20 protein-coding genes and 1 pseudogene are annotated in these 24049 nt (G+C 68.6%); 13 read left to right on the forward strand and 8 right to left on the reverse strand.

From position 1 onward, the window contains the following. The first annotated feature begins 143 nt into the window (after nt 1-143). The 7 genes from ABN273_RS56905 to ABN273_RS60140 all read left to right on the forward strand — a co-directional run bounded on the left by ABN273_RS56905 (nt 144) and on the right by ABN273_RS60140 (nt 11015). Nucleotides 144-1772: a tetratricopeptide repeat protein gene (locus ABN273_RS56905; protein WP_349458128.1), complete on the forward strand. Its 1629-nt coding sequence runs from the start codon at nt 144-146 to the stop codon at nt 1770-1772. A gap of 540 nt (nt 1773-2312) precedes the next feature. Continuing rightward, complete coding sequence (locus ABN273_RS56910) at nt 2313-5189, forward strand: SpoIIE family protein phosphatase (protein WP_502911345.1); 2877 nt, start codon at nt 2313-2315, stop codon at nt 5187-5189. Continuing rightward, nucleotides 5179-6471 (forward strand): iron-containing alcohol dehydrogenase, encoded by a 1293-nt coding sequence (locus ABN273_RS56915; protein WP_349458130.1) that lies wholly within the window; start codon nt 5179-5181, stop codon nt 6469-6471. Before ABN273_RS56910 ends, ABN273_RS56915 begins: the two co-directional genes overlap by 11 nt. A gap of 31 nt (nt 6472-6502) precedes the next feature. Further along, complete coding sequence (locus ABN273_RS56920; protein WP_349458131.1) at nt 6503-7777, forward strand: AAA family ATPase; 1275 nt, start codon at nt 6503-6505, stop codon at nt 7775-7777. A 23-nt stretch (nt 7778-7800) separates the two neighbouring features. After that, complete coding sequence (locus ABN273_RS56925) at nt 7801-9309, forward strand: VWA domain-containing protein (protein ID WP_349458132.1); 1509 nt, start codon at nt 7801-7803, stop codon at nt 9307-9309. Nucleotides 9310-9798: 489 nt separating this feature from the next. Then, the gene (locus tag ABN273_RS56930) at nt 9799-10197 is read left to right on the forward strand and encodes a roadblock/LC7 domain-containing protein (RefSeq protein ID WP_349458133.1); all 399 of its coding nucleotides are present in this window, start codon (nt 9799-9801) and stop codon (nt 10195-10197) included. 605 nt (nt 10198-10802) lie between these two features. Then, the gene (locus ABN273_RS60140) at nt 10803-11015 is read left to right on the forward strand and encodes a helix-turn-helix domain-containing protein (RefSeq protein ID WP_502911346.1); all 213 of its coding nucleotides are present in this window, start codon (nt 10803-10805) and stop codon (nt 11013-11015) included. Nucleotides 11016-11130: 115 nt separating this feature from the next. On the opposite strand, the gene ABN273_RS56935 is transcribed toward ABN273_RS60140, so the two are convergent. Then, on the reverse strand, nt 11131-11274 hold the full coding sequence (locus ABN273_RS56935; RefSeq protein WP_349458134.1) for a hypothetical protein: 144 nt from the start codon (nt 11272-11274) through the stop codon (nt 11131-11133). Nucleotides 11275-11685: 411 nt separating this feature from the next. Here ABN273_RS56935 and ABN273_RS56940 point away from each other — a divergent pair, with 411 nt between their 5' ends. The 6 genes from ABN273_RS56940 to ABN273_RS56965 all read left to right on the forward strand — a co-directional run bounded on the left by ABN273_RS56940 (nt 11686) and on the right by ABN273_RS56965 (nt 16914). After that, the gene (locus ABN273_RS56940; RefSeq protein ID WP_349458135.1) at nt 11686-13035 is read left to right on the forward strand and encodes an aspartate aminotransferase family protein; all 1350 of its coding nucleotides are present in this window, start codon (nt 11686-11688) and stop codon (nt 13033-13035) included. Nucleotides 13036-13062: 27 nt separating this feature from the next. After that, complete coding sequence (locus tag ABN273_RS56945) at nt 13063-14142, forward strand: phosphotransferase (RefSeq protein WP_349458136.1); 1080 nt, start codon at nt 13063-13065, stop codon at nt 14140-14142. 136 nt (nt 14143-14278) lie between these two features. Continuing rightward, nucleotides 14279-14596, forward strand: coding sequence for an HAD family hydrolase (locus ABN273_RS56950; protein WP_349458137.1), 318 nt, complete (start codon nt 14279-14281; stop codon nt 14594-14596). Continuing rightward, complete coding sequence (locus tag ABN273_RS60145; RefSeq protein ID WP_502911347.1) at nt 14593-14943, forward strand: HAD family hydrolase; 351 nt, start codon at nt 14593-14595, stop codon at nt 14941-14943. Before ABN273_RS56950 ends, ABN273_RS60145 begins: the two co-directional genes overlap by 4 nt. Nucleotides 14944-15163: 220 nt before the next feature. Next, nucleotides 15164-16336, forward strand: coding sequence for an ROK family transcriptional regulator (locus tag ABN273_RS56960; RefSeq protein ID WP_349458139.1), 1173 nt, complete (start codon nt 15164-15166; stop codon nt 16334-16336). A gap of 5 nt (nt 16337-16341) precedes the next feature. Then, on the forward strand, nt 16342-16914 hold the full coding sequence (locus tag ABN273_RS56965) for a LacI family DNA-binding transcriptional regulator (RefSeq protein ID WP_349458140.1): 573 nt from the start codon (nt 16342-16344) through the stop codon (nt 16912-16914). 158 nt (nt 16915-17072) lie between these two features. Here ABN273_RS56965 and ABN273_RS56970 read toward each other — a convergent pair whose 3' ends face one another. From ABN273_RS56970 to ABN273_RS57000, 7 genes and pseudogenes are all read right to left on the reverse strand, one after another. Then, complete coding sequence (locus ABN273_RS56970) at nt 17073-18356, reverse strand: NAD(P)/FAD-dependent oxidoreductase (protein ID WP_349458141.1); 1284 nt, start codon at nt 18354-18356, stop codon at nt 17073-17075. 14 nt (nt 18357-18370) lie between these two features. Next, complete coding sequence (locus ABN273_RS56975; protein WP_349458142.1) at nt 18371-19036, reverse strand: haloacid dehalogenase type II; 666 nt, start codon at nt 19034-19036, stop codon at nt 18371-18373. A gap of 20 nt (nt 19037-19056) precedes the next feature. Then, complete coding sequence (locus ABN273_RS56980; RefSeq protein WP_349458143.1) at nt 19057-20031, reverse strand: aldo/keto reductase; 975 nt, start codon at nt 20029-20031, stop codon at nt 19057-19059. Further along, the gene (locus ABN273_RS56985) at nt 20028-21485 is read right to left on the reverse strand and encodes an aldehyde dehydrogenase family protein (protein WP_349458144.1); all 1458 of its coding nucleotides are present in this window, start codon (nt 21483-21485) and stop codon (nt 20028-20030) included. The genes ABN273_RS56980 and ABN273_RS56985 overlap by 4 nt, the downstream gene beginning before the upstream one ends. Further along, nucleotides 21482-22438 (reverse strand): succinylglutamate desuccinylase/aspartoacylase family protein, encoded by a 957-nt coding sequence (locus ABN273_RS56990; protein ID WP_349458145.1) that lies wholly within the window; start codon nt 22436-22438, stop codon nt 21482-21484. The genes ABN273_RS56985 and ABN273_RS56990 overlap by 4 nt, the downstream gene beginning before the upstream one ends. Then, on the reverse strand, nt 22435-23820 hold the full coding sequence (locus ABN273_RS56995; protein ID WP_349458146.1) for an aminotransferase class III-fold pyridoxal phosphate-dependent enzyme: 1386 nt from the start codon (nt 23818-23820) through the stop codon (nt 22435-22437). The genes ABN273_RS56990 and ABN273_RS56995 overlap by 4 nt, the downstream gene beginning before the upstream one ends. Beyond that, a pseudogene (locus ABN273_RS57000) lies at nt 23817-24049 on the reverse strand (hypothetical protein); the annotation flags it as partial. The pseudogene ABN273_RS57000 and the gene ABN273_RS56995, both read right to left, overlap by 4 nt.

A 24049-nucleotide genomic window follows, 5' to 3' on the forward strand; every position in this document is an offset into this window, starting at 1 on the left:
AGATCCCAACGGTCGCCTACATCAACCAGCCCGAAGAAGACCAGAACGGCGCATCCCAACCCACCCAGGAGGCCGCCTAGCGATCACCTCGGCAGAGTCCCTGTCGCACTTGACTTGACACCTACCGCCACACCGCGCTGGCCATGGTCACCCACGACGTCGGCGACGGGGCCGGAAGCGAACGGCACAGCGCCCTCGCTCTCGCCGCCGCGGAGAGCTCAGGAGACCTGTTGCTGTCCGCCCGCGTCCTGGCCAACCGCGCCGCGAACCGCGCGGAGGAGGCCCGCTATGAAGAGGCCATCGCCGACTCAGACCTCTCGGTACGGCGAGCGGACCTGGTCGGAGCCCCCGTCAACGCCGCGATCGCCCTGCACAACCGCGCCGAGGCACTCATGGGCCTGGGCAGACTCGACGAAGCCCTGGCCGACTTCCAACGGGCACGCGACATCTTCAGCCGAGTAGGCAGCGACAAGCTCGGCCACCCACTGGCCGGGCTCGGCAAGGTCTATCTGGAGCGCGGGGAGCTGATGCATGCACGAATCAGCTTCGAAAACTCCCTGAAGCACGCCGAACAACTCCAGAACGCCCATCTAACCCAGACAGCCCTGGCAGGACTGGCTCGTGTCCACGCGGTTGACGATCCGGCGCTAGCCGTACAGCTGGCCGAACGCGCGGTCGCGGCAGGCGGCGGCTCCAGTCGGGTGGACGCGCTCCTGGCCGCCGGCTGGGTCTGGGCAGAGACCGGCGACCGGACCAAAGCCGGCGCCTACGCCCAATCCGCCCGCGAGGCGGCTGTCGGCCGCCGCGACCGGGCCATGATGGCGGAAGCCTTGGAATTATCGGCCTTCACTGTGGCCGAATCCCCTGGCGAGCGAGCAGACCTGCTAGCGTCCGCAGCCGAGATCTGGGCGCAAATCGGCAGCCCTGTGTCCATCGCACGTAACGCTTTCGCCCGGGCGCGGCTCAACGGCTCCGGCCTTCACGAGGCGGAGCAGGAGCTCCGCCGCGTCGGCATCCGCGGGCCGCACAGCTCCGGCGCCGGCCTGCTCCGCGCGATCACGCTCCTCGACCATGGCGCTGTGCGGTTCTGCATGCTGGGTGGAGTACGGCTCAGCCGCCGCGGCAGCGCTGTCGAATGGCAGTCCCGTAAGGCGCGTGACCTGCTGACCTGGCTGGCGTGCCAGCGCGGCCGCCCTGTCGCCCGGGAAGCGGCGATGGAGATCCTTTGGCCGGGCGAGGAACCCGCGTCCTGCTCCAACCGGCTTTCGGTCGCTCTGTCCACTGTGCGCTCGGTCCTGGATCCGCAACGGAAGTTCGGCCCTGGGGAGTTCATTCGCGCCGACAAGTACAGCATCCAGCTGGTCGGACTCCGTACCGATGTAGAGGAGTTCCTCTCCGCTGCCGCTGAGGCGCTCGCCTCTCAAGATGAGGATCTCCTTGTCGCGGCTGAAGCTCGCTACACCGGGGATGTCTGCGAGGACTCTCCTTATGCCGAGTGGCTGGAGCCTCTTCGTGAAGAGGCCCGTGCCGTACACCAGGCCCTGCTTCGAGAACTGGCCTCACTCGCGGAGAAGGCCGATGACCCCGACAGAGCGGTTCGCTACCTGCTTCGATTGCTCGAGCGGGATGCTTACGACGAGGCGGCCCACCTGGACCTGGTTCGAACGTTGACCGGGGCTCGCCGCCATGGTGAGGCTCGTAGACGCTACCGGCTCTATGCCGAGGCGATGAGGGAGCTCGATGTGGAACCGGCCCCGCTCAGCCTCACATAAGCGACTCGGCAGGTCAGCCTGGCCCTTTAGGACTCCATCCACAGGAGGCACGGCCCGTGGACTCACAGGTCGCAGACCCGCACCAGGTCGCGGGGCCGCTACGAGTCCATGGACCCGCGCGAGCCCGCAGACCCGCTTGCTCTCTTTGCTTACTTAGTACTGCAGCGGAAGAGCGAGATGTTCTGCGTGGCGGCCGCGTACTGCATCGTGCGGATGGCCTAGCGAGCCGGGTCCCACCTCACGGGGTTGTCACCCCCCAGAGGGCGCGGATCGCTCAGTATCGACCTCCGCGACGCGGACCGCCACTGGCGTGCGCGGTTCGACGGATTACGTTATCGGCAGGTGCAAAGGCAACCTTGGTCAACTCTCGGCCACGGGGCCGTCAAGCAGTCCTGATTCAGCAGCAATGGCTGGGTATCGATTTCGCTAGTTCTCGCCCTCGGGGCCGGGTGGTCTGCCACGGTGGGGCGATTCGGACATTTGACCACAGATGTAATTTTATGTGGAATAGTGGGTGGAAGGCCACATGTCTCTCGCCGTATGAGGGGGCGGTTAGATGTGGCAGTTGCCTGGGATGACATAGCGAGTCTGACAAGCGCCCATGAGAGGTTCTGTGACGGGCGCGGGGTCGAGGGAAGTGTCAGGAGTTCCATCTTGACGTCCTGGCAGCGCTGTCGGCTGCTCGGCTTGGTCCCCGACCAATTGGAGATCCCCTACCAGGAGGACCTGGACCTGTATGGCCGCCTCATCCGCGCAGCCACCCCCGTGCTCGACAGGATGGAGGTCGAACTCACCGGAACGCGTGTGAGCGTGATCCTCTGCGACGAGAAGGCCAGGGTGCTTCAGCGCCGGGGCGGCGACCCTGAGCTCAACAGGAGTCTCGACGGCGTCTGTCTCGCCGTCGGATTCGCCTTCGCGGAGCAGATCGCCGGTACCAACGGCATCGGCACGACGCTGGCGAACAGAAAACCCAGTTACGTGGTCGGTAGCGAGCATTTTGCCGCATGCATGCACCCGTTTGCCTGTGCCGGCGCCCCCATCCGCGATCCGTTGAGCGGGCAGGTCGAGGGGATTCTCGACCTCACCTGCCGGCGGTCCGACGCGGATCCGGCCATGCTGAAAGTCGTCCGCAACGCCGCCCGCGCCATCGAGCAGCGGCTGCTGGAGCAGGCCACACAGCGGGAGCGGGACCTGCTCGGGGCTTTCTTGCGCACCCGCCACGCCGTCGCCGTGCCCGGCGGGCCGCCGGGTGGCGGGCAGGAAGGAGTGCTCCCCTCGATCAACGAGGTGCTGGGCGGCGCCGAGCAGGCCCTGCTGCGGGAGAAGGCGGCGGAGCTGATCTCCTCTCCGCACCGGCTCATGATCCAGGTGGAGCTCTTCGACGGCCAGGTCGCCACCCTCACGCGCCGGCCGGTCATCGGGCCGTCGGGAGAGGCGGGCATCGCGGTGGAGGCGAGCCTCCCCGACGAGGCCAGACGGGTACGCCGCATGTCGGTTACCGCTCCCACTGCGGTGCCGCCCCACTCGGACGCTCTGGTGATCCCGACCGCTGCGAAGACCGTCAAGCCGCCGGTGCCGCCCGACGCGGTCCCCGCGCCCCGCGTGGCGCCCCCATGTGAACCGGTGACGGCGGTCGCGTCCATAGCCGAGGAAACCACTCCGGAGCCCGGCGCCAGCGAGGGATGGCTTCTCCTCGTCGGCGAACTGGGCGTGGGGCAGCTCGCCCTGCGGGCACGGCAGCGCCTGGACCTCCTCTACGACGCCAGCGTCCGCATCGGGACCACCCTTGACGTGACCCATACGGCAGAAGAGCTGGCCGACGTGGTCGTCCCGCGTTTCGCGGACTTCGTCACCGTCGACCTGTCGGACGCCGTTCTACGCGGGGACGAGGCAGCCTGCGACACGGGCGTGCTCCGCCGGGTTGCGTTGGGCGCCGTCCTGGAGGACTCCCACCTTGCTGAGGTGGGGGAATTGGTCAAGTTTGTCCCATCCACCCCTCAGGGCCGGTGCCTGGCCGCGAGGGAGGCCGTGCTGGAAGCGAATCTGGCGGAGGCCCACGGGTGGAAGGCCATAGACCCTGTGCGCACGGAGAAGATCCTCGGATTCGGGATCCACTCGTTGATCGCGGTGCCCATGTTCGCCCGCGGCGCAAACCTGGGCGTGGTCAGCTTCTACCGCTCGGAGCAGCGTGCGTTCGAAGAGGACGACCTTCGCCTCGCTGAGGAGCTGGTCGGCCGCGCGGCGCTGTCCATCGACAACGCCCGCCGCTTCACCCACGAGCACAACATGGCGCTCGCCCTGCAGCGCAGCCTGCTTCCCCGAGGCCTGCCCTCGCAGAGCGCGGTCGAGGTCGCGCACCGCTACCTGCCCGCCTACGGCGGGGTGAGCGGCGACTGGTACGACGTCATCCCGCTGTCCGGCGGCCGGGTGGCGCTGGCGGTCGGCGACGTCGTAGGGCACGGCCTGCATGCAGCCGCCACGATGGGCCGCCTGCGTACCGCCATGCAGAACTTCGCCGTCCTCGACCTGCCCGCCGAGGATCTGCTCGCATGCCTGGACGAGCTCGTCGACCGGCTCGACGACGACCAGAGCGGCGGCGCCGGGATCACGGGCGCCACCTGCTTGTACGCGGTGTACGACCCGGTGTCCAGGAACTGCACCCTGGCCCGTGCCGGGCACCCGCTGCCCGCCCTCGTTCTTCCGGATGGAACCGTCGAATTCCCGGACGTGCCGGCGGGCCCGCCTTTGGGCCTGGGAGGTCTGCCCTTCGAGACGGTCGATCTGGAGATCCCCGAGGGCAGTGAACTCGTCCTCTACACGGACGGCCTCATCGAGGAGCGCAGCCGCGACATCGACGTGGGGCTCGCGCTGCTGCGGCGCGCCCTGACGCACCCCAGCCGCCCGCCCGAGGAGACGTGCAAGGCGGTCATCGAAACCCTGCTACCCGGCCGCCCCAGAGACGACGTCGCCCTGCTCGTCGCCCGCATGCACGCGCTGGATACCGACCATGTGGCCACCTGGGAGCTGCCCGCCGACCCGGAGAACGTCTCCAAGCTGCGCGGCGCGGTGACGGAGCAGCTGGGCCGCTGGGGCCTGGAGGAGCTGGAGTTCACCACGGAGCTGGTGGTCAGCGAGCTGGTCACCAACGCGATCCGCTACGCGAGGGGGCCCATCGAGGTGCGCCTGCTCCGTGACAGCACTCTCATCTGCGAGGTGTCCGACGGCAGCAGTACCTCACCCAGGATGCGCCGCGCCACGAGCACCGACGAGGGCGGGCGCGGGCTCTTCCTGGTCGCTCAGCTCACCTCGCGCTGGGGCACCCGATACACCGCGAATGGGAAGGTCATCTGGACCGAACAGAACCTGCCAAGCCCTGTCCTTCACCACATGGAGAGGACTAGTGATCATGCAGCTTGAAGCGCTCTACAGACCGTCCCCGGTCAAGGAGTTCACGCCGCTGCCCCGGGCGCTGCTGGGGCCTGGAACGCATGAGCTCGTCGGCCCGGAGGCCAGGAAGCTGGGCTTCCATCGCACGCTGGTCGTCACCTCGGGCCTACGGGGTACGGACATCGTGCAGCGGATCGTCGACCAGGGGAAATTCCACGGCGTGGACTTCGTCGTCTACGACAAGGTCGAGTCCAATCCCAAGGACTACAACTGCATGGACGCCGCGGAGGCGTTCAGGGAGAACAAGTGCGACTCCTTCGTCTCCATCGGCGGCGGCTCATCGCACGACGCCTGCAAGGGCGCCCGGATATCCCTCGCGCACGACGGCCGCAACATCAACGAGTTCGAGGGTTACCACAAGACGGAGAACCCGGACAACCCGCCACACATAGCGGTGAACACCACCGCCGGCACGGGCTCTGAGACCACGTCGCTGTTCGTCATCACCGACACCACGACCGATCCCGACAATCCACACAAATACGCGGCATTCGACCGCTCGGCGCGCGTGACGCTGGCCATCGACGACCCGGTGCTCTTCTACGAATGCCCGACCGACTTCACCGCGCAGTGCGGAATCGACGTGCTCACCCACGCCTCCGAGGCCTATGTGTCACGGCTGGACTTCACGCCCGCGCTCGGTCAGGCCCTGCAGGCCGTCGAGATCGCCGCGCAATACCTGCGCACCGCCACCTGGGACGGCCGCAACCTGGCCGCCCGCGAGGCCATGATGTACGGCGAGTACATCGCGGCCCAGGCGTTCAACTCCGGCGGGCTGGGCCTGGCCCACTCGATCTCGCACGCGATCAGCGCCTACTACGACCTGCATCACGGGCTCAACAACGCCGTGCTGTTGCCCCGGGTCTGGGCCTTCAACCTGCCGGTCGCCTACCGGCGGTTCGCCGACATCGCCCGTGCCATGGGCGTGGACACCACTGGCATGAGCGCGGTGCACGCGGCCGACGCTGCGGTCGAGGAGCTCATTCGCCTGGTGCGCGACCTCGGAATGCCGGAGAAGCTCACCGACGTGAAGCAGGACACGTACGCCAAGAACCGGCTCGGGCAGGGCCCGACCGCGTTCTATCAGCGATCGAGGGAGATCGTCGGGGACGACGCCGACGTCGACCGGATCACCCGTCACACTCTCGGCGACTCCTGCGTCCCGACCAACCCCAAGGAGTCCACCTACGAGACAGTCCGTCCGCTCGTCGAGCACTGCATGAACGGCGACCTGGACGACCTGCTCACCTGAGGCGGCTGCCCGTCATATGAACGGAGGAAAAGTGACCGACATCCCGCACCCCGACGGCATGGCCGTATCCGATGCGTTCGAGTCGGTCACGGATGTGGTTGAGAAGTTCGCCGCGCACGGGTACATCGCCGACCGCCGCATGGCCACCACCGTGTACCTGCTGTTCCGCCTGGGTAAGCCGGTCCTGCTGGAAGGCCCGGCCGGGGTCGGCAAGACGGAACTGGCGAAGGTCCTGGCCGCGGTCACCGGACGCCGGCTGCTGCGCCTGCAATGTTATGAAGGACAGGACGAGTCGAGGGCGCTGTACGAATGGGACTACGGAAAGCAGCTCCTGTACACGCAGCTGCTGCGTGAGAAGATCAGCGAGATCGTCGCGGACGCGCCGGACCTCGCCGCCGCCGTGGAGCGCATCGGCGATCAGGACAGCGTCTTCTTCTCCGACCGCTTCCTGTCACCCCGGCCGGTCCTCGAGGCCATCCGCAGCCCCGAGCCGACGGTCCTGCTCATCGACGAGATCGACCGCGCCGACGAAGCGCTGGAGGCTGTGCTGCTGGAGTGCCTGGACGAGTACCAGGTCTCGGTGCCCGAGATCGGTACCTTCATCGCGTCGACCCCGCCATGCGTCGTGCTGACCTCGAACAACACCAGGGACTTGTCGGCCGCCCTCAAACGGCGGTGCCTGCACATGTTCCTGGACTACCCGGACGCCGAGCGGGAGCTGGAGATCGTCCGTTCCAAGCACACCGGGCTGCCCGATGCGCTGGCCGTGCAGCTGGTCGGCGTGGTACGCGAACTGCGCGGTCTGCGGCTGCGGAAGAGTCCCGGCATCTCGGAGACGATCGACTGGGCCCGCGCCCTGGCCGTGCTGGGGGCCGAGGACCTGGACGCGCATCTGCTCATGGAAACCGCCAACGTGGTGCTGAAATACGAACGCGACCTGAACCGGGCGCTTGAGGTGCTGCCCCGCCTCGTCCCCGGGTGCCAGGGCGGGACCACCTCGCCGGCTCACACGGGTCATGGCCACGGCCATGTTCAGCGGCCCATCCCGGGCGGCGGCGACAGTGCGTTCGATCACGCGTCACTTGGCGACGAACCGGACGGCCGCGCCGTCCGGGCCGCGATGGACCAGCTGGGCCGGCACGAAATCGGCTACCGACTGCCGTCGAGCCTCAGCGCGACCGAGTCCTCCGGCAACGGCGCGGTGGGGCACCCCGGCCATGAGCACGGGGGCAACGGGCAGTCTGGCAACGGTGCCGGCCAGGGGCAGCGCGCGTTCTCCGCGGCCCGGCGACGCCGGGCGCGCTGAGTGGCGCGAGCGCAGGGGCCGCCATGGAAGCAAGCATCCACCGCTTCGTCCGGCTGCTTCGCCTGTCGGGCGTGCGGGTCTCGGTCTCCGAGACGATCGACGCGATGAGGGCCGCGGCGCAGCCGGGCATCCTGGGCGACCGGGAGACGCTGCGTGAGGCCCTGCGACCGGTCCTGATCAAGGACCGGCGCGACGACGCGGTCTTCGACGAAGTGTTCACCGCCGTCTTCACCCTCGCACCGCCGAACCCCGCCGAGAACCGGCACGGCCACGGCCACGGGCACGACGACCTCTCCGACACTGCTGCGGCCACGTCGTTCACCATTTCCGAGGAGCCCGCTCAAATCCCGCAGCCCGGTCACGACCACGGCCCACCCCATGACATCCGCGACTACTTCGACCCGCAGGATCTCGCCCAGCGGTACAACCCGCACCAGGAGGCGAACAAGATCGACCTGTCCGCGCTGACCCAGGAGATCGTCCTTTCGCAGGACCGGCAGCGGTCCACAGATGCCACCGTCGTCGCGAGCCTGGAGCTGGAGGCCGAAAGACTGCACAATGCCGGGATGCCAGGCCGGCTGTCCCGAGGCAACACCCTCCGCGCGGGTACGGAGATGACCGTCACAGGATATCCAAACGGCGCATCCGCACTCGAGCCGGACGGGCCGGAGCCCGCCATCCCACGCGACCGGGCACATGTGGCCGACGGTTTTGCTGAACTGCTGGTACGCCACCTCGCTACGTTGGCCGAGCTCACCGCCGCCGTCGAGTCGAGAGCCGTCGAACGGGCGCGTACGGAGGCGATGGACGAGCAGAGCCGTCGGGAGCTGGAAGCGTCGCTACGCCGGCTGGCCCGTACGCTCTCCGGTGCGCTGACCGCATCCCGGCGCAACAGCCCGCGCGGCCGGGCGCACCCGGCACGCACCATGCGGCAGAACATGCGCTACGACGGAGTCCCCTTCCGGCCGGTGACGACGACCCGCGCCGAGGACGCCCCCCGGCTCGTCGTCCTCGCCGACGTCTCGCTCTCGGTACGAGCCACCGCCCGCTTCACCCTGCACCTGGTGCACGGCCTCCAGTCGCTGTTCGGACAGGTGCGCTCGTTCGCCTTCGTCGACGAACCCCAGGAAATTACCAAACTGTTCGCAGAACACCCGCTGGAGCAGGTGCCCGATCTGGTGTTCGGCGCGGCCGGCGGCCTGCTCAACGTCGATGCCGACTCGGACTACGGCCGCACCTTCGAACTGATGCTCGCAGAGCACCGCTCGGCGCTGACCAGGAAGACGACCCTGCTGATGCTCGGAGACGGCCGGGGGAACGGCCACGATCCGAAGCTGGACGCCTTCGAGGAGCTCACCAGGCGAGCACGGCAGACCATCTGGCTCACTCCAGAACCCCGGTATTCCTGGCGGCTCGGCAGATGCGACCTGCCTGGATACGCCGAGTACTGCGATCAGATTCATGTGGTGCCCGACCTCGCGAGGCTCGAAAACGTCGCACACCAGATGGCGCAGCGGACCACGGGAAGGTGAACCGGCGGGCTCAGGTCCGGCATGATCGCGTCATTGGTCAACGCGGGGCCGTGTCCATGATCGACGTGTCGCTGCGGGCTCGGCATCCTGACACTGCTGAAGGACCTGTGCGAGCGGTTCCTGATGAGCGCCCTGTTCATCACGCACGATGTGGCGACGGCGCGCGACATCGGCGACGACGAGCTGCGCCTGGCCGGGTCACCGATCGGGCGGCCGAGGAGTGTCAGGTGCATATCGAGCGGGGTCACGACCTCAATCTCGGAGAGAAAACATGCACCAGGGTGAATGATCTTCACCTGTAGAGTGAAGATCATTCACCTCGCGAGTCACGGTGCACATGCGGCACGTTACTGTGCTACGGGTTCGGTGGCCGGCGAGTTCGGTGGTTCATCTCCTACGGATCAATGGGGGGCAGCAAGAGTGGCAGGCGGCGCGTTGGGTGAAGGCGGCGGGCGAAGCTCCGTGGCGCACGTAGGGGCCGCGGCGGACTTGGACTGGCTGCTTGATGATTTGGTTGGGCGGGTGAAGGAGATCGAGCATGCAATCCTGCTCTCCGGTGATGGGCTGTTAGTGGCCTCGTCGAAACAGCTGGCGGGCGCCGATGCCGAGCACTTGGCGGCGGGGGCTGCGGGCTTGCAGAGCCTGGCCACAGGGATCAGTTCTCGCATTGATGGTGGGGCGGTCCGGCAGACCGTGGTGGAGTGGAAATCAGGTTTCCTGGTCACCACCGTCGCGGGGGAGGGGGCGCGGCTCGCGGTGCTCTGCCTGCAGGACAGCGACATCGGCCTGATCGCCTACGAGTTGGAGATGCTTGTGGCTCGAGTTGGTCAGTACCTCACATCCCCGGCACGGCACGACCCTCCTGAGGGAAATGAGGCTCAGCAATGAACACGCTCCCAGCACCGTGGCCGAGCACTGCATGAGGCAGACACGAACCCCGCAGGGCTTGTGGAGAGCCCAGTGCGCTTGGCGGTGCCCGGGGTTCGGGAGACGACTCGGAGAAGCGGGCTGGTGGTGAGGCCAGTGCCGCGCTCCGGGTCGACTGTGAAAGACCTGTGGTATCTCGACACCGCTGTGCAGGGTCAGGATTTTGGGACGAGGCCCCAGCCCCGCGGCAGATCGAACGCGTACGAGCAACCGCCGAGCAGCCATCGGTAGGCGATGTGCGTCTGCTTGCCGGCAGAACTTGCAGTCGCTTCGAAAGTGCTGCAGAGCCTGATTGGCGTGCATGGATGTGGTTTTCGGCAGGGATGGGGGCAGTCCTGCCGCCGAGAGTTCCTGGACCGCTGCCTGCTCTGGAACGAACACCACCTACGGCATGCCCTGCGCGAGTACGAACACTTCTACAACGAGCACCGAGCCCATCAAACCCTGGCTCAGGCGGGCTCCACTACGCGCCGTCCCAGATCCGATCATCGATCCGCCCAAAATCGTCGCCTGAACATACGCAGACGAGAGCGGCTCGGCGTGCCCGCCGGGACCGGTGTTGAGACATGTGCGTTCCCGTTCAGGGTGTGGGGGCCGGCCGCACTGTCGTCGCCCATATTCGGCACCGTCGCATGCGGCGGGCCCTGTATCTGCTCCACCAGTCCACCCTTCCTGTGGCCACGATCGCCGCCGTCGGACTCCCGGATCTCCAGGCGTTCAACAAGTCCTGTCGCCGCGAACTTGGCGCCGCGCCTCGGGCACTTTGTGCCGGGACGTGAAGAGGCCCCGGTCCCGTGCCAGACGTGGGAACCGGGGCCGATCGCTCGTTTCAGGCGGTGGTCGCGGGAGTCGAGCTGAAGCGGAACGCGGCGAGCCGGATGCCGCCGTGCGGGTTCACCTGCAGGTCGTGGAGGCCTTCTGGCGATGTCGTAGGTCGCCGGCGACGGTCATCCATGCGTAGGGGCTTCCCGTGACCGGCACCGACATCTCCGCCAGCAGCCGGTCACCTGCCAGGAACTCCAGCTGTCCTGGACCCACACCGGCGACCTCGGCCTCGACGCGGATCGCGCCGGACAGGTCGACGGCCGCGCCACGCGTCGTCGTCGACGAGCCGGTGCTCGGGCAGGACGCCGGGACCGACCGCCCCCGACCCGCCGCCGTGCACGGCGTGGTCGGTGTACAGGTAGATCAGCGGCTCGGGGACGAGGCCGGTCTGGTGCCGAGCCGGGAAACGGGACGCCACGCGACTCGGCTTCGCGATCTTGTTGAAGTTCTACACGCAGCACGGCCGGTTCCCGAGGCACCTCCCGGTTGATCGCCAGCGAGACGGCTGCCGAGGCCACAGCCGCGCGCGAGAGATTCGTTTCAGGCTGGAACTGAAACGAATATGCTAGGCTGCCGCTCAAGCAGCCGCAACGAGAGGCAAGCCACGAAGGAGGGGATCTGCTGATGACTTCCACGCTGAGTCGAGCGCTGGTCAACTACCCCAACAGGTTCGACCCCGCAGTGCTCGGTGAACTGCCTGAGCGATTGCGGTCCACCGTCCAGCGGCGAAACAACGTGCTGGGCCCTGGTTACACGCTGAACTACCGGGAGCCGGTCGAGTTCGTCTCCGGTCGAGGCGCTCACCTGTTCGACCGGGATGGCAACGACTACCTTGACGCCTACAACAATGTGCCGTGCGTGGGTCACGCACACCCGCACGTTGTCGAGGCCGTGTCCCGCCAGATGGCGGCGGTCAACACCAACACGCGCTATGTGCAGGAATCACTCGTCGACTACGCCGAGCGCCTTCTCGCCTCTATGCCTGAAGCGCTCTCGAGGGTCAGCTTCGCTTGCAGCGGGTCGGAGGCGAACGACCTGGCCATGCGCGTGGCTCGCTTCCACACGGACGGCGAGGGAATCATAGTGACTCGCTGGGCTTACCACGGTCTCACTCGCGAGGTTGCGAGCTTCTCGCCGACGCTCGGCGCGGGGTCACCGCTCGGGCCGAATGTGCGGCTCATCGATGCTCCTGATCCGCGACTCGTCCCGCCCGGTTCATCGCTTCCCGACTACATGCGAAGCCAGGTGCGCGGCGCGATCAACGACCTCGAGCGCCACGGCTACAGGCTTGCGGCGCTGATCACCGACTGCGCGCACTCCAGTGATGGCATCTTCACCGATCCTGTCGGTTACCTGCGTGACATGGTCGAGGAGGTGCACGCCGCGGGCGGGGTGTACATCGCCGACGAGGTCCAGTCGGGATTCGCCCGGCTCGGAGAGTCGATGTGGGGGCTCAGCCGCCATGGGGTGCTTCCGGACATCGTCACGATGGGCAAGCCCATGGGCAACGGCATGCCGATCTCCGGCGTGGTGTTCAGGCCCGAGGTGTGCGATGAGTTCGGACAGAATGTCCGTTACTTCAACACCTTTGCGGGCAGTTCGATCGCGGTTGCCGCCGGTGCCGCGGTTCTGGACGTCTTCGAAGCGGAGAACGTGCAGCGGCGAGTTCTCGACAACGGCAGGGCGCTTCGAGCCGGCCTTGAGGAGATCACTCGCGAGTCTCCCTACGTCGCAGAGGTCCGCGGCAGTGGTCTGTACGTGGGCGTCGAACTCGTGAAGGACCGGGAGTCGCCGGAGCCCGATCGTGTCCGCGCTGAGCACGTCATCAACGACATGCGTGAGCGTCGCGTCCTCATCAGCGGCACCGGGGAAGCAGCCAATGTGCTCAAGATCCGACCGCCGCTGGCCTTCGACTCGGCGGACGTGACGCGATTCCTCGAGACCTTCGCAGAGATCGCCGAGATGCGCCTGTAGCAGGCCGAAAGCCGAAGGGACCGAACGGTGAGCACCTCGCCCCCCGCGCGTATCGCCCAGCAGTTGTTCGAGGAGAGCGGCCTGGCATCGTCCCACGAGTCGATCGAGACGAACGTGGTAGACGCCCTCCTCGCCCGGTACTACCAGCTGAGCGGACATCTCGAGCGGCTGGCAACCGAGAAGGACGACACGTTCCGGCTGCGGACCAGCACGGCTGACCATCTCGTCAAGGTTTCCCCGCCTGACGAGGCGGTAGCTGTCGTTGCTCTGCAGACGGCTGTGATGCGCCACCTCGAAGCCGAAGCTCCTCATCTCCCTCTCCAGCGGGTCAAGGAGACCACCGAAGGCAGCGACAACGTACCGATCGAGACGAAAGACGGCGGGGTTCGAGTCCTGCGGGTCTTCGACTTCGTCGAAGGTGCCGTCCTGGCGCGGACGAACCCCGATCCCCAGCAGCTTGCGAAAGTCGGGCAGATGCTCGGGCGAGTGGATCTGGCTCTGCGGTCATTCAGGCATCCAGCGGACGAGCGGCGCCTTGTGTGGGACCTTCGACACTTCGACCAGCTGCGGGAGGTCATCGAGTACACGCCCAGCGCCGCGCACCGTCAGCTGGCACAAGAAGTGTTCCGTCTTTTCCACGAGGCCGTTGTTCCGAGGCTGGGTGATCTCGAGACCCAAGTGATCCATGGTGACTACAGCCCCTACAACGTCCTGGTGGATCCGCGGACAGACAGCTTCGTCACAGGAGTAATCGACTTCGGTGACAGTGTGCGCAGTGCTTTGATCTTCGATCCTGCTGTGTCTCTCGCGAACCTTCTCGGCCGGACGCCGTGGGATCCCTGGCGTGAGGCATGCAGCTTCGTCGTGGGATACGAGCGGGCCCGGCCGATCAAGGACACCGAACTCCCGCTCCTGCCTGTTGCCGCGCTGGCACGCCTGACACTTCGCGCGCTGGTCACCCATTGGCGCGCGGAACGAGTGCCGGAGCGTCGCGACTACCTGCTCGAGCACGCCAGAGACGACTGGGTCAACGTGGAGCGGGCCATGGCCGTCGCCATGGAGGAGGTCGTGGCCCGCTTGCTGAGCACCCGCCATGACACGCCTTGAGGCGGCGCGACTGCGGCAGCACTCGTCGGCATCCGACAGGGCAGACCTGGCCGCACTCGACGAGATCGTCATCCCCGGCGGCCGCATTGTCTGAAACCCAACTTTCCCACCACCACCGAGAATTGAGGCTGAACCCATGCGAGAGATCGTCACCTTCGACGCCTACGCCACCCTGGTGGACTTCCAGCTCGGCCCCACCACCCTGAAGGTCCTGGCCGACCGGCTGGACCTGGACAACCTGGAAGTCGACGAGTTCCTCGACGACTTCCGGGTCATGCGTTTCCAGGCGGTCCTCGAGGCGTACCGCCCCTACCACGAGGTCCTGCGCTCCAGCCTGCGGATGGCCATGCGCCTGCACGGCCTGGAGTACCGCACGTCCGACGGCGACGCCCTCGTCGAGGCCGTGCCCACCTTCGGTCCCTTCCCGGAGGTCCGGACGCCCTGCGCGCTCTGAAGAGCAAGTACGAGATCGCCATCATCTCCAACTCCGACGACAACCTGATCGCGCGGAACGTCGAGAACATCGGCGTCGAGTTCGACTACGTCATCACCGCACAGCAGGCCGGTGCCTACAAGCCGGACCGGCAGACCTTCGAGCACGCCTTCAGGACCATGGGCGTCGAGCCGTCGCAGGTCATCCACACCGCCCAGGGCTGGGAGTACGACCTCATCCCGACCCGCGACCTCGGCCTGAAGCGCCGTGTGTGGATCAACCGTTACGGCCGCCCCGGCAGCGCCGACTACCAGCCGTACGACGAGCTGCCCGACCTGTCGGGACTGCCGAAGCTGCTCGGCTGCTGACCCAAGGCGACACAGGACAGAGAACACAGAGCCGAGCGCTGCGACCCCGCCTCCAGCAGGAGACGGCCACGAGGTTCTCCCCTCTGAGGGGAACATGCGGGGTTCAACAGAAGCGCAGGCGGGCCAAGGATCAGCAGTTTCGCTGACGCCCACGGGCAGCTCAGCAAGTCCGGCAGAGACTACTGGTTCGGGCTGCGTATGGTCTCGCTAAGGTCATGAGGTGAGCAGCATCAACCCCACACCACGCGACTACAACAAGGCAAGTGTCCTTGACGTGGTTCTCTCCCATGCGCCGTTGACCCGGAACAGGCTCATCGAGCTCACGGGGTTGAGCAAGGCGACGGTGTCGCGGGCCGTCGAGGAACTGCGCTCTGACGGGTTCGTCGTGGACGGGGGAGTCGACGCCGTCGTCGGGCGTGGCCGTCCGTCGACGTACCTCGATGTGCCCGAGACGGCCGGACACGTCGTGGGGGTCGGCTTCGGCGCCCTGACCACGGGCGTGCTGGTGACCGACCTACGCGGCCGGGAGATCGGACACCTGATCGTTCCGACGGTCGAACACCACGACGTCCCCGCTGCCGGCCGGTGGCTGGTCGACCTGATCGCGCAGACCAGCGCATCCGCACGAGGGCCACTGCGCCAGGTCGTCGCGGCACTGCCCGCCTATGTCCGCGACGGTGCCGAGGTCTTCCGGCCTGCCGATCCGATGAAAATCTTCTCCGGCAGAGACCTCCACCGAACCGTTGAAAAGCTCGTCGGTGCTCCAGTGACCTTCGACAGTGACGCGAACGCGTCCTTGCTCCAGGTGCTCACGGACGACGCGAGTATCCATAACGCTGCCCTGTTCAGCGTCAGCAGCACCCTGAATTTCGCCACCTGCATGGACCGGGAACTGGCTCGGGGACGTACTCCTGCGTTCGGCGACATCGGTTCCCTCTCCTCGGGCATCGACGACCGCACCCTCAACGGGCTGCTGAGCACCGCAGGGCTGGTGAAGTTCGCTCGCGAACACGGACTGGACCTCGAACGCGTCGAGGACCTGTGGCTGGCACCTCAGGACCATCGAGCCCGTGCCGAGATACTCAAGGCGTTCACGACGGCGGTGACGACCGCCGTGAGCATCGTCGCCGTGACACTCGATCCCGAGTCCGTCTACTTCGTCGGCCGGTTGCACCCCTTGGTGGACGAGGTGCTCCCCGAGGTACGCAAGCGACTCGCACAGAACTTGCCGGCTATCCCCCAGATCACGACCGTCTCGCAGGTTCTGGGACTCTCGGTAGCACGCGGCGCGGTGCACGCCTGCCTGGCCATGACCCACAACCGCCTACAGGACGCGCTGCTCAAGGCACGCAGTCAGGGACCGCGGCAGGGGCAAGCTGCGCCGGCATTCTGATCCGGATGCCCGGCCCCGGCGGCGGGTCCGGCGGTCCGGTGATGATCGTGCTCGGTGCCGGCGGGGAGTTCAAGGCGGCCACGCCGGCCGCGCGCGAGTGGCTGCAAGCCTGGCAGGCGGCGCGCTCCGGCTGGCTCGGCATCGCGTTGCAGGCAGTGGCCGCCACGCTGTCCGGTTCGGTCACGCATACAGCCTGCGCCCGCATGCGTGACCTATCGGGTGCCTGGGTCGCGCTCCGCGCCGCGCCGCTCATGGACCTGGACTCTCCGGCCGAGCGGGTACGGCCGACCGCGATCTTCACCGCGAACGACATGCAAGCGCTCGGCGTCTACCAGGCCGCTCGCGAGCTCGGGCTGTCCATCCCCAGGGACCTGAGCGTGGTGGGCTTCGACGATGTTCCGGTCGTGGCCTGGGTCGACCCGCCTCTGACCACGGTTCACCAGCCGCTGAGCGAGATGGCGGACGCCGCCACGGAACTGGCGCTGGCCATCGGCCGTGGGGAGCCGGTTCCCCAGGTGGGACTGGAGATCGCGACAACCCTCACGGTCCGCGAGAGCACAGCACCGCCGAGGGACTGAGCCGTTTCGGTGGAGTCCCGGCCTCCCCGCGTGAGCGCGCGCTCCGGACGGCGACACCGTCCGGGGCGTGACCGATGTGGCGCTTATGAATCCCCGCGGCCGGACGGCCCAGGCCGCCGACCGGAGGACGCCGGTTCGCGGGGAACAGTCGGCACGCGTCAGTAGAGGCGGTCCTTGACCTTGTAGTAGGCGCCGGCGAACGGCAGGAACCAGGCCGTGCCGTTGTAGAACGGCACGGGCACCTTGGGAAAGCCGAGCCCGCGCCAGGGATTCGCCTCTGGACGGCCGTCCATCATTTCGGCGAGCGCGCGGCCCATGTATGTGGCCATCTGTACGCCATGGCCGCAATAACCTCCCGAGTAGTACAGGCCGTCGTTCTCTCCGGCGTGCGGGATGCGGTCGTAGCTGAAGCCGACGCTGCCGCCCCACACATAGTCGATCTTGACGTTGGCCAGCTGGGGGAAGATCTCGGCCATCTCCCGCTTGAGCACCGCGCCGCTCTTGCGGTCGGAGGCCGGGTCGGACGGGGCGAAGCGGGCGCGGCCGCCGAAGGCGAGCCGGTTGTCCGGGGTGAGCCTGATGTAGTGGCCGATGTTCTTGGAGTCGACCACCAGACGCGCGTTCGGGATGAGCTCGCGGGCCAGCTCCTCGCCCAGCGGCTCGGTGACGATGATGAAGCTGCCCACGCAGATGAGCCGCTTACGCAACCACGACAGCGCGCCGTCGCTGTAGGCGTCGGTCGCCGCGACGACCTGCCTGGCCCGGACGAGGCCGTTCAGCGTTTCGACCTCGAACCCGCCCCCGGGCATGCGTCGCAGCGCGGTGGCGGCGTTGCGCTCGTGGATCTCCGCGCCAGCGCGTTCGGCGGCCTCGGCCAGACCGTGCACGTACTTGCCGACGTGCAGGCCCGCGCTGAGCGGGTCGAGCAGCGCGCCGTGGTAGTAGTCCGAGCCCAGTTCGGTGCGCAGCTCGCCGGGGCCGATGAGGGTGGTCTCGTGGCCGAAGTTCTCGGCGAGATCGCGTTGCTTGGCACGCATCCGCTCGAAGTGGGCCGGTTTGAAGGCGACACCCAAGCGGCCGGAGCGGCGGAAGTCGCAGTCGATGCCCTCCTTGAGCGTCAGCTCCTCGACGAGGTCGACGGCGTGGCGGAAGGAGTCGTACAGTTCGCGGGCGCGCTCCTGGCCGTAGCGTTCGCGTGCCTGGCCGGTGGTGATCGTGATGCCCTGGGTGCACATGCTGCCGTTGCGCCCGGAGGCGCCCGATCCGACCTTGTCCTTCTCGACGAGGACGACCCGGGCGCCCTTGCGGGCGGTGTGCAGGGCGGTGGACAAGCCGGTCAGCCCGCCGCCGATGACCACGACGTCGGCCTGGTCCGGCAGTGGCCTGCCGGAGCGGTCGGGCAGTGGGGGAGCGGTGTCGAGCCAGTACGGGATCTGCTTCATCGTGGGGCCCGTTCTCAGCAGCCGAGCAGTGCGGGCAGGCCCGACAGGTTGTTCAGTTCGTCGTAGGGCTGGTAGTCGGCGCTGCCGGGGCGGCGGTACCGGTTGATCCAGACGCGCCGCTTGAGGCCGAGGTCGCGGGTGGGGATGAGGTCGTACTCCCAGCCCTGGGCGGTGTGGATCACCTGGGACGGTTCGACGTCCATCACGTTGAAGGCGTGCTCGAATGTCTCCTGGGACGGCTTGTACGCCCTGGCCTGCTCGGCGGTGATGACGTGGTCGAACTCGACGCCGATGTTGGCGACGTTGTGCTTGATGAGGTCGTCGTCGGAGTTGGAGATGATCGCGATCTCGTACTTGCTCTTGAGCGCGCGCAGCGCGTCGGGCACCTCGGGGAACGGGCCGAACGTGGGCACCGCTTCCACCAGGGCGTCCCCGTCGGAGGTGCGGTACTCGAGGCCGTGCAGGCGCATGGCGTTGCGCAGGCTGGAGTGCAGCACCTCGTGGTAGGGGCGGTAGGCCTCCAGCACGGCCTGGAAGCGCATGACGCGGAAGTCGTCGAGGAACTCCTCCACGTTGAGCCCGTCGAGGTCCAGCCGGTCGGCGAGGACCTTGAGCGTGGTGGGCCCGAGCTGGAAGTCGATCAGGGTTCCGTAGGCGTCGAAGGTGACTACCTGTCGCATGTCATCCAACCTCATGGTGTTCAGACCACCCGTTCGCCGGGCGGCACGATGTGATCGAGCGCGGCCAGGTCGGCCGCGTCCGGTTTCCAGCCAGCCGCCGCCGCGTTGGCGGTGACCTGTTCCGGGGTCATCGCCCCGCAGATGACGGAGCCGACTTGGGGCAGCGCCGCCAGGCCGCCGACGGCGACCTGCAGCAGGGTCAGCCCGCGTTCGGCGGCGTAGGCGGTGAGGGCCTCGACCCGGTCGAGCGCCTGTTCGGTGAGCCAACCGTGCCGCCAGGACAGCCTGCTGCCGGGCGGAGGCGGCTCGCCGCGCCGGTACTTGCCGCTGAGCAGGCCGTTGGCGAGCGGGTAGTACGGCAGCAGTCCGATGCCGAACTTGGCGCAGGCGGGGATCAGCTCCTGCTCGGCGCCCCGGTCGAGCAGGTGGTAGCGCGCCTGGGTGCTGACGAACGGCGCGCGCCGGTCCCAGCGGGCCTGCCAGGCGGCGTCGGCCAGCATCCAGGCGGGCAGGTTGGAGCAGCCGACGTAGCGCACCTTGCCCTCGGCGACCAGCTCGCTCAGCGCTTCGAGCGTGTCGGCGAGTGGGGTCACGCCGTCGGGCTCGTGGTACTGGTACAGGTCGATGCGGTCGGTGCCGAGCCGGCGCAGCGACTCCTCCACGGCGTGGCGGAGGTAGCGGCGGGCGCCGCGGGGGCCGAGCTCTCCGTAGGCGGCGCCCATGCTCATGCCGAACTTGGTGGCCAGCACCACCTCGTCCCTGTGCCCCTTGAGCACGGCTCCGAGCATGCGCTCGCTGTCTCCGACGTCGCCGCCGCCGTACGCGCCGTAGGTGTCGGCGGTGTCGAACAGGGTGATGCCCGCGTCGAGCGCGGCGCGGACGACGGCCCTGGTGCCGTCCTCGTCCAGGCGGGAGCCGAAGTTGTTGCCGCCGACGCCCACCACGGACACCATCGGGCCGTCGCGGCCCAGCCTGCGGTAGCGCATGCCGCTCATCGGGGTGTCCCGAATCCGAGGCAGACGTTCTTGAGCTGGGTGTAGCCGTTCAGCGCCTCCAGGCCCTTCTCGCGGCCCCAGCCGCTGTGCTTGTAGCCGCCGAAGGGCAGCTCGACGCCGGTGCCGACGCCGGTGGCGTTGACGTACACCTGGCCGGCCCTGATGCCTTCGGCCAGCCGCATCGCGGTGGTCATGTCACGGGTCCACACGTACGACGACAGTCCGTACGGGCTGTCGTTGGCGATGGCGAGGGCCTCATCCGCGTCGCCGAACTCGATGACCGTGAGGACGGGCCCGAAGATCTCCTCCCGCGCACACCGCGCGGCGTTGGTCAGCCCGGTCAGGACGGTCGGCTCGATGAAGTAGCCGTCGGCGAGCGCCGGGTCCGCGGGCCGTCCGCCGCCCGTGCGGACGGTGGCGCCCTCCTGACGGGCCAGCTCCAGGTATGTCTCCACGCGGTCGCGTTGCCGCGCCGACACCAGCGGCCCCATGTCGGGGTCGTCCAGGCCCGGCCCGAGCTGCAGGGAGGCCGCGTGCGCGACGAGCCGGTCCAGGAACTCCTCGGCGCCGCGCTGGAGCAACAGCCGGGTGCCGGCGGAGCAGGTCTGTCCGGCATTGCCGAACGCCGAGGCCGCCACGCCGGCGAGCGCCTGGTCGAAGTCGGCGTCGGCGAAGACGATGGCGGGCGACTTGCCGCCCAGCTCCACCACGGAGGGCACCACGTTGGCGGCGGCGGCCTGCGCGACCTTGATGCCGGTCGGCACCGAGCCGGTGAACGTCACCTGGTCGATTCCGGCATGGCCGGCCAGGGCCGCGCCGGTCACGCCGTCTCCTGGCACCACGTTGAGCACGCCGGGCGGCAGCCCGCATTCCAGCGCGATCCGCCCGATCTCCAGCGGCGTCAGAGGCGCCTCCGGCGACGGCTTGAGCACGACGGTGCAGCCCGCCGCGAGGGCAGGGGCGGCGCCGCGGGCGGTGTTCTGCAGCGGGTAGTTGAACGGGATGATCTGCCCCGACACGCCGATCGGCTCGCGGACGGTGTAGTCGAGCAGGCCGCGGCCGAGCGGGATGGTGGCGCCGCCCAGCTTGTCGGCGATGCCGGCATAGAACTCGAAGTAGCGGGCCGCCGCCTCGACGTCGGCGCGGGCCTGGCGCAGCGGCTTGCCAACGTCCAGGCTCTCCAGCCGCGCCAGGTCGCCGGCTTGGCGGCGGATCTCCTGGGCGATGCGGGTGAGCAGCCGGCCCCGCTCGGCGGGCCGCAGGCACGCCCAGCCGGGGGAGGCGAGCGCGGCGCCCGCGGCGGCGACCGCGCTGTCGATGTCGGCGGAGCCGCCGTGGGACACGTCGGCGATGGGGGTGCCGCGAGCCGGGTCGACGACGGTGAAGGTCGCCCCGTCACAGGCGGGGACGGTCTTGCCGTCGATCAGCAGCTCACGCACGGAAGCGTTGGTCATGGCCGGATCTCCCCTTCGATCGCGCCGAAGATGACGACCTCGTCGCCGGGGCGGACGGTGCGGATGCGGCGCACCCACAGCACGATGCCGTCCTGCGGGGCGCGGACCTCCTCCAGGGGGGCGCCGTAGTGGTCGACGATCCGGGCGATGAGGTCGCCCTGCTTGCACTCCTCGCCGGGCTCGGCATGGGCGAGGAAGAAGCCGCCGGCGGCCGAGCGGGCGAAGGTGCCGCTGACCTCCGTGTACGAGCCGAGCAGCTCCGCCTCGCCGTCGATCATGCCGAGGTGCCGCATGACGTTGCGGACCGAGCGCACGTGCTGGGTGACCGTCTCCTCGCGGTAGGTGCCGCCGCCGGCCTCGATGGTGATGGCGGGCTTGCCGGCCGCGAGAGCGGGGTGGCGGACGGTGCCGCCCCACTTGCCGCCCTTCCAGACCAGCACGTGCCCGGCGGCGAGGGCGAGGTCCGTGGCCAGGTCCTCGTAGCCGCCCTGGAGGATGACGAGCGGGGCGATCTCGCCGTAGGCGCCGCCGGTGTGCAGGTCGACCAGAGCGTCCACGGCCGGGATGACCTGCTCGACGAAGGTGGCGGCCAGGCGCTGGGAGTAGGAGCCGTCGGCGTCGCCCGGGAAGATGCGGTTGAGGTTGAGGTGGTCGATGCCGCTGGCGCGGGCGGCGGCCTCGAAGGCCGGGGTGTTCATGCAGGGGATGCCGACGAGCGTGCCGCGCAGTGTGGCCGGGTCGGTCTCGGCGAGGACACGGCGGACGGCCTCCTGGCCGTCGTACTCGTCGCCGTGCACGCCCGCGTCCACACACAGGACCGGGCCGTCCTGGGCGCCGTTGACGATGATCAGGGGGATGCCGAGCTCGACGCCGTAGGTGCTGACGCCGACCTGGATCAGCCCCTGGGCCCGCTCGCCGGGCGCGCAGCTGAGAGTGCCGATGGTGTAGGTCATGGGTTCTGCCTTTCGGGGGAGACGAGCCGCTCCGACGCCTCGTCGAGCGTGGCGGCGATGATGTCGGCGATCCGGTCGAGCAGGTCGCCGTCGGCGATCAGGGGCGGAGCGATCTGCAGCAGGGGGGCGGCCCTGTCGTAGACGCGGGCCAGCAGGCCGGCCTCGCGCAGCCGGCGTGGGATGAGGTCGCGGACGAGCGCGGCCCGCGCGGCCTCGCTGAACGCGCCGTTCTCCCCGTCGCCGGCCAGCTCGACGGCGTAGAAGTAGCCCGCGCCGCGTACGTCGGCCACGATCGGCAGGGCGCCCAGCGCGACCATGCGCTTGGCCAGGTGCTCCTGGTGGGCGCGGACGTTGCCCCGGACGTCGTCGCGTTCCATGATCTCGATGGTGCGCAGCGCGATGGCCGCGCACAGCGGGTGCCCGGAGAAGGTGTAGCCGTGGTTGAGCACCTCGCCGGGCCGGTTCAGCACCTCGGCGACGCGGGCGCCGACCATGGTGGCGCCCATCGGGGCGTATCCGGCGGTGAGGCCCTTGGCCAGGGTGATGAGGTCGGGCCGGGCGCCGTAGCGGTCGCCGCCGAACCACTCGCCGAGCCGGCCGAACCCGGTGATCACCTCGTCGACGACGAGCAGGAACCCGTACCGGTCGGCCAGGCGGCGCAGCCCCTCCCAGTAGCCCTCGGGCGGGGTGATGCAGCCGCCGCGGTTCTGCACCGGCTCGGCGATGAGCATCGCGACGGTCTCCGGGCCCTCCGCCAGCACCGCGGCCTCCACGTCGGCCAGCAGGTGGGCGGTGAACGCGGCGTCGTCGAGCGGCTCGGGCAGCAGGGACCGGTTGGTGTTGGCGACGAACCTGGTCGGCACGGCGGGCGTGCCGTACGGCTCCTTCAGGCCGGGGTCGTCGGTGAACGACAGGGCGCCCAGAGTGAGCCCGTGGTAGGCGCCGCGCCTGGCCAGCGCCTTGGTCCGGCCGGGCTCGCCGCGCAGCACGTGGTAGCGGCGCACGATCTTCCAGGCGGTTTCGACGGCTTCGGCGCCGCCGCTGCTGAAGAACGTGTGCTCGATCCCGTCGGGGGCGAGGCCGGCGAGCCGCCGGGCCAGTTTCAGGGCGGCCGGGTGCGCGGAGGCCGACCACAGGGGGCTGTAGGACAGCTCGCGCAGCTGCTGGCGGGCCGCTTCGGCGATCTCCTCGGCGTAGCCGTAGCCGAGCTGGGCGCAGTAGAGCCCGGACAGGCCGTCGATGTAGCGGTGGCCGGCCGAGTCGTGCACGTACGGTCCGTCGCCGTGGGTCACCACGAACAACTCCTCGCCGGCCGCGCCGAGTGAGCCGTTGGCGGTCATGTTGAGCAGCAGGTGCCGCTCGGCTGTCCGCGTGGCGTTCACGGCGTCTCCTTGCCCGGAGTGCCGAGGGCCGTGGCGGTCTCGACCGACAGCAGCGCGTTCTGTCGGCCGGAGCCGAGCCAGCGCACCAGCCCGACCAGCACTAGGGCGAGGACTGCGAAGGCGATCAGTAGCGCGCTGACCGCGGTCACGCTGGGATCGATGTCGAACATCAGGGAGTTGTAGATCTGCACCGGCAGCGTCAGGGTGCCGACGGAGGACAGGAACTGTG

The sequence above is a fragment of the Nonomuraea sp. B19D2 genome (assembly GCF_040137845.1).
Lineage (GTDB): Bacteria > Actinomycetota > Actinomycetes > Streptosporangiales > Streptosporangiaceae > Nonomuraea.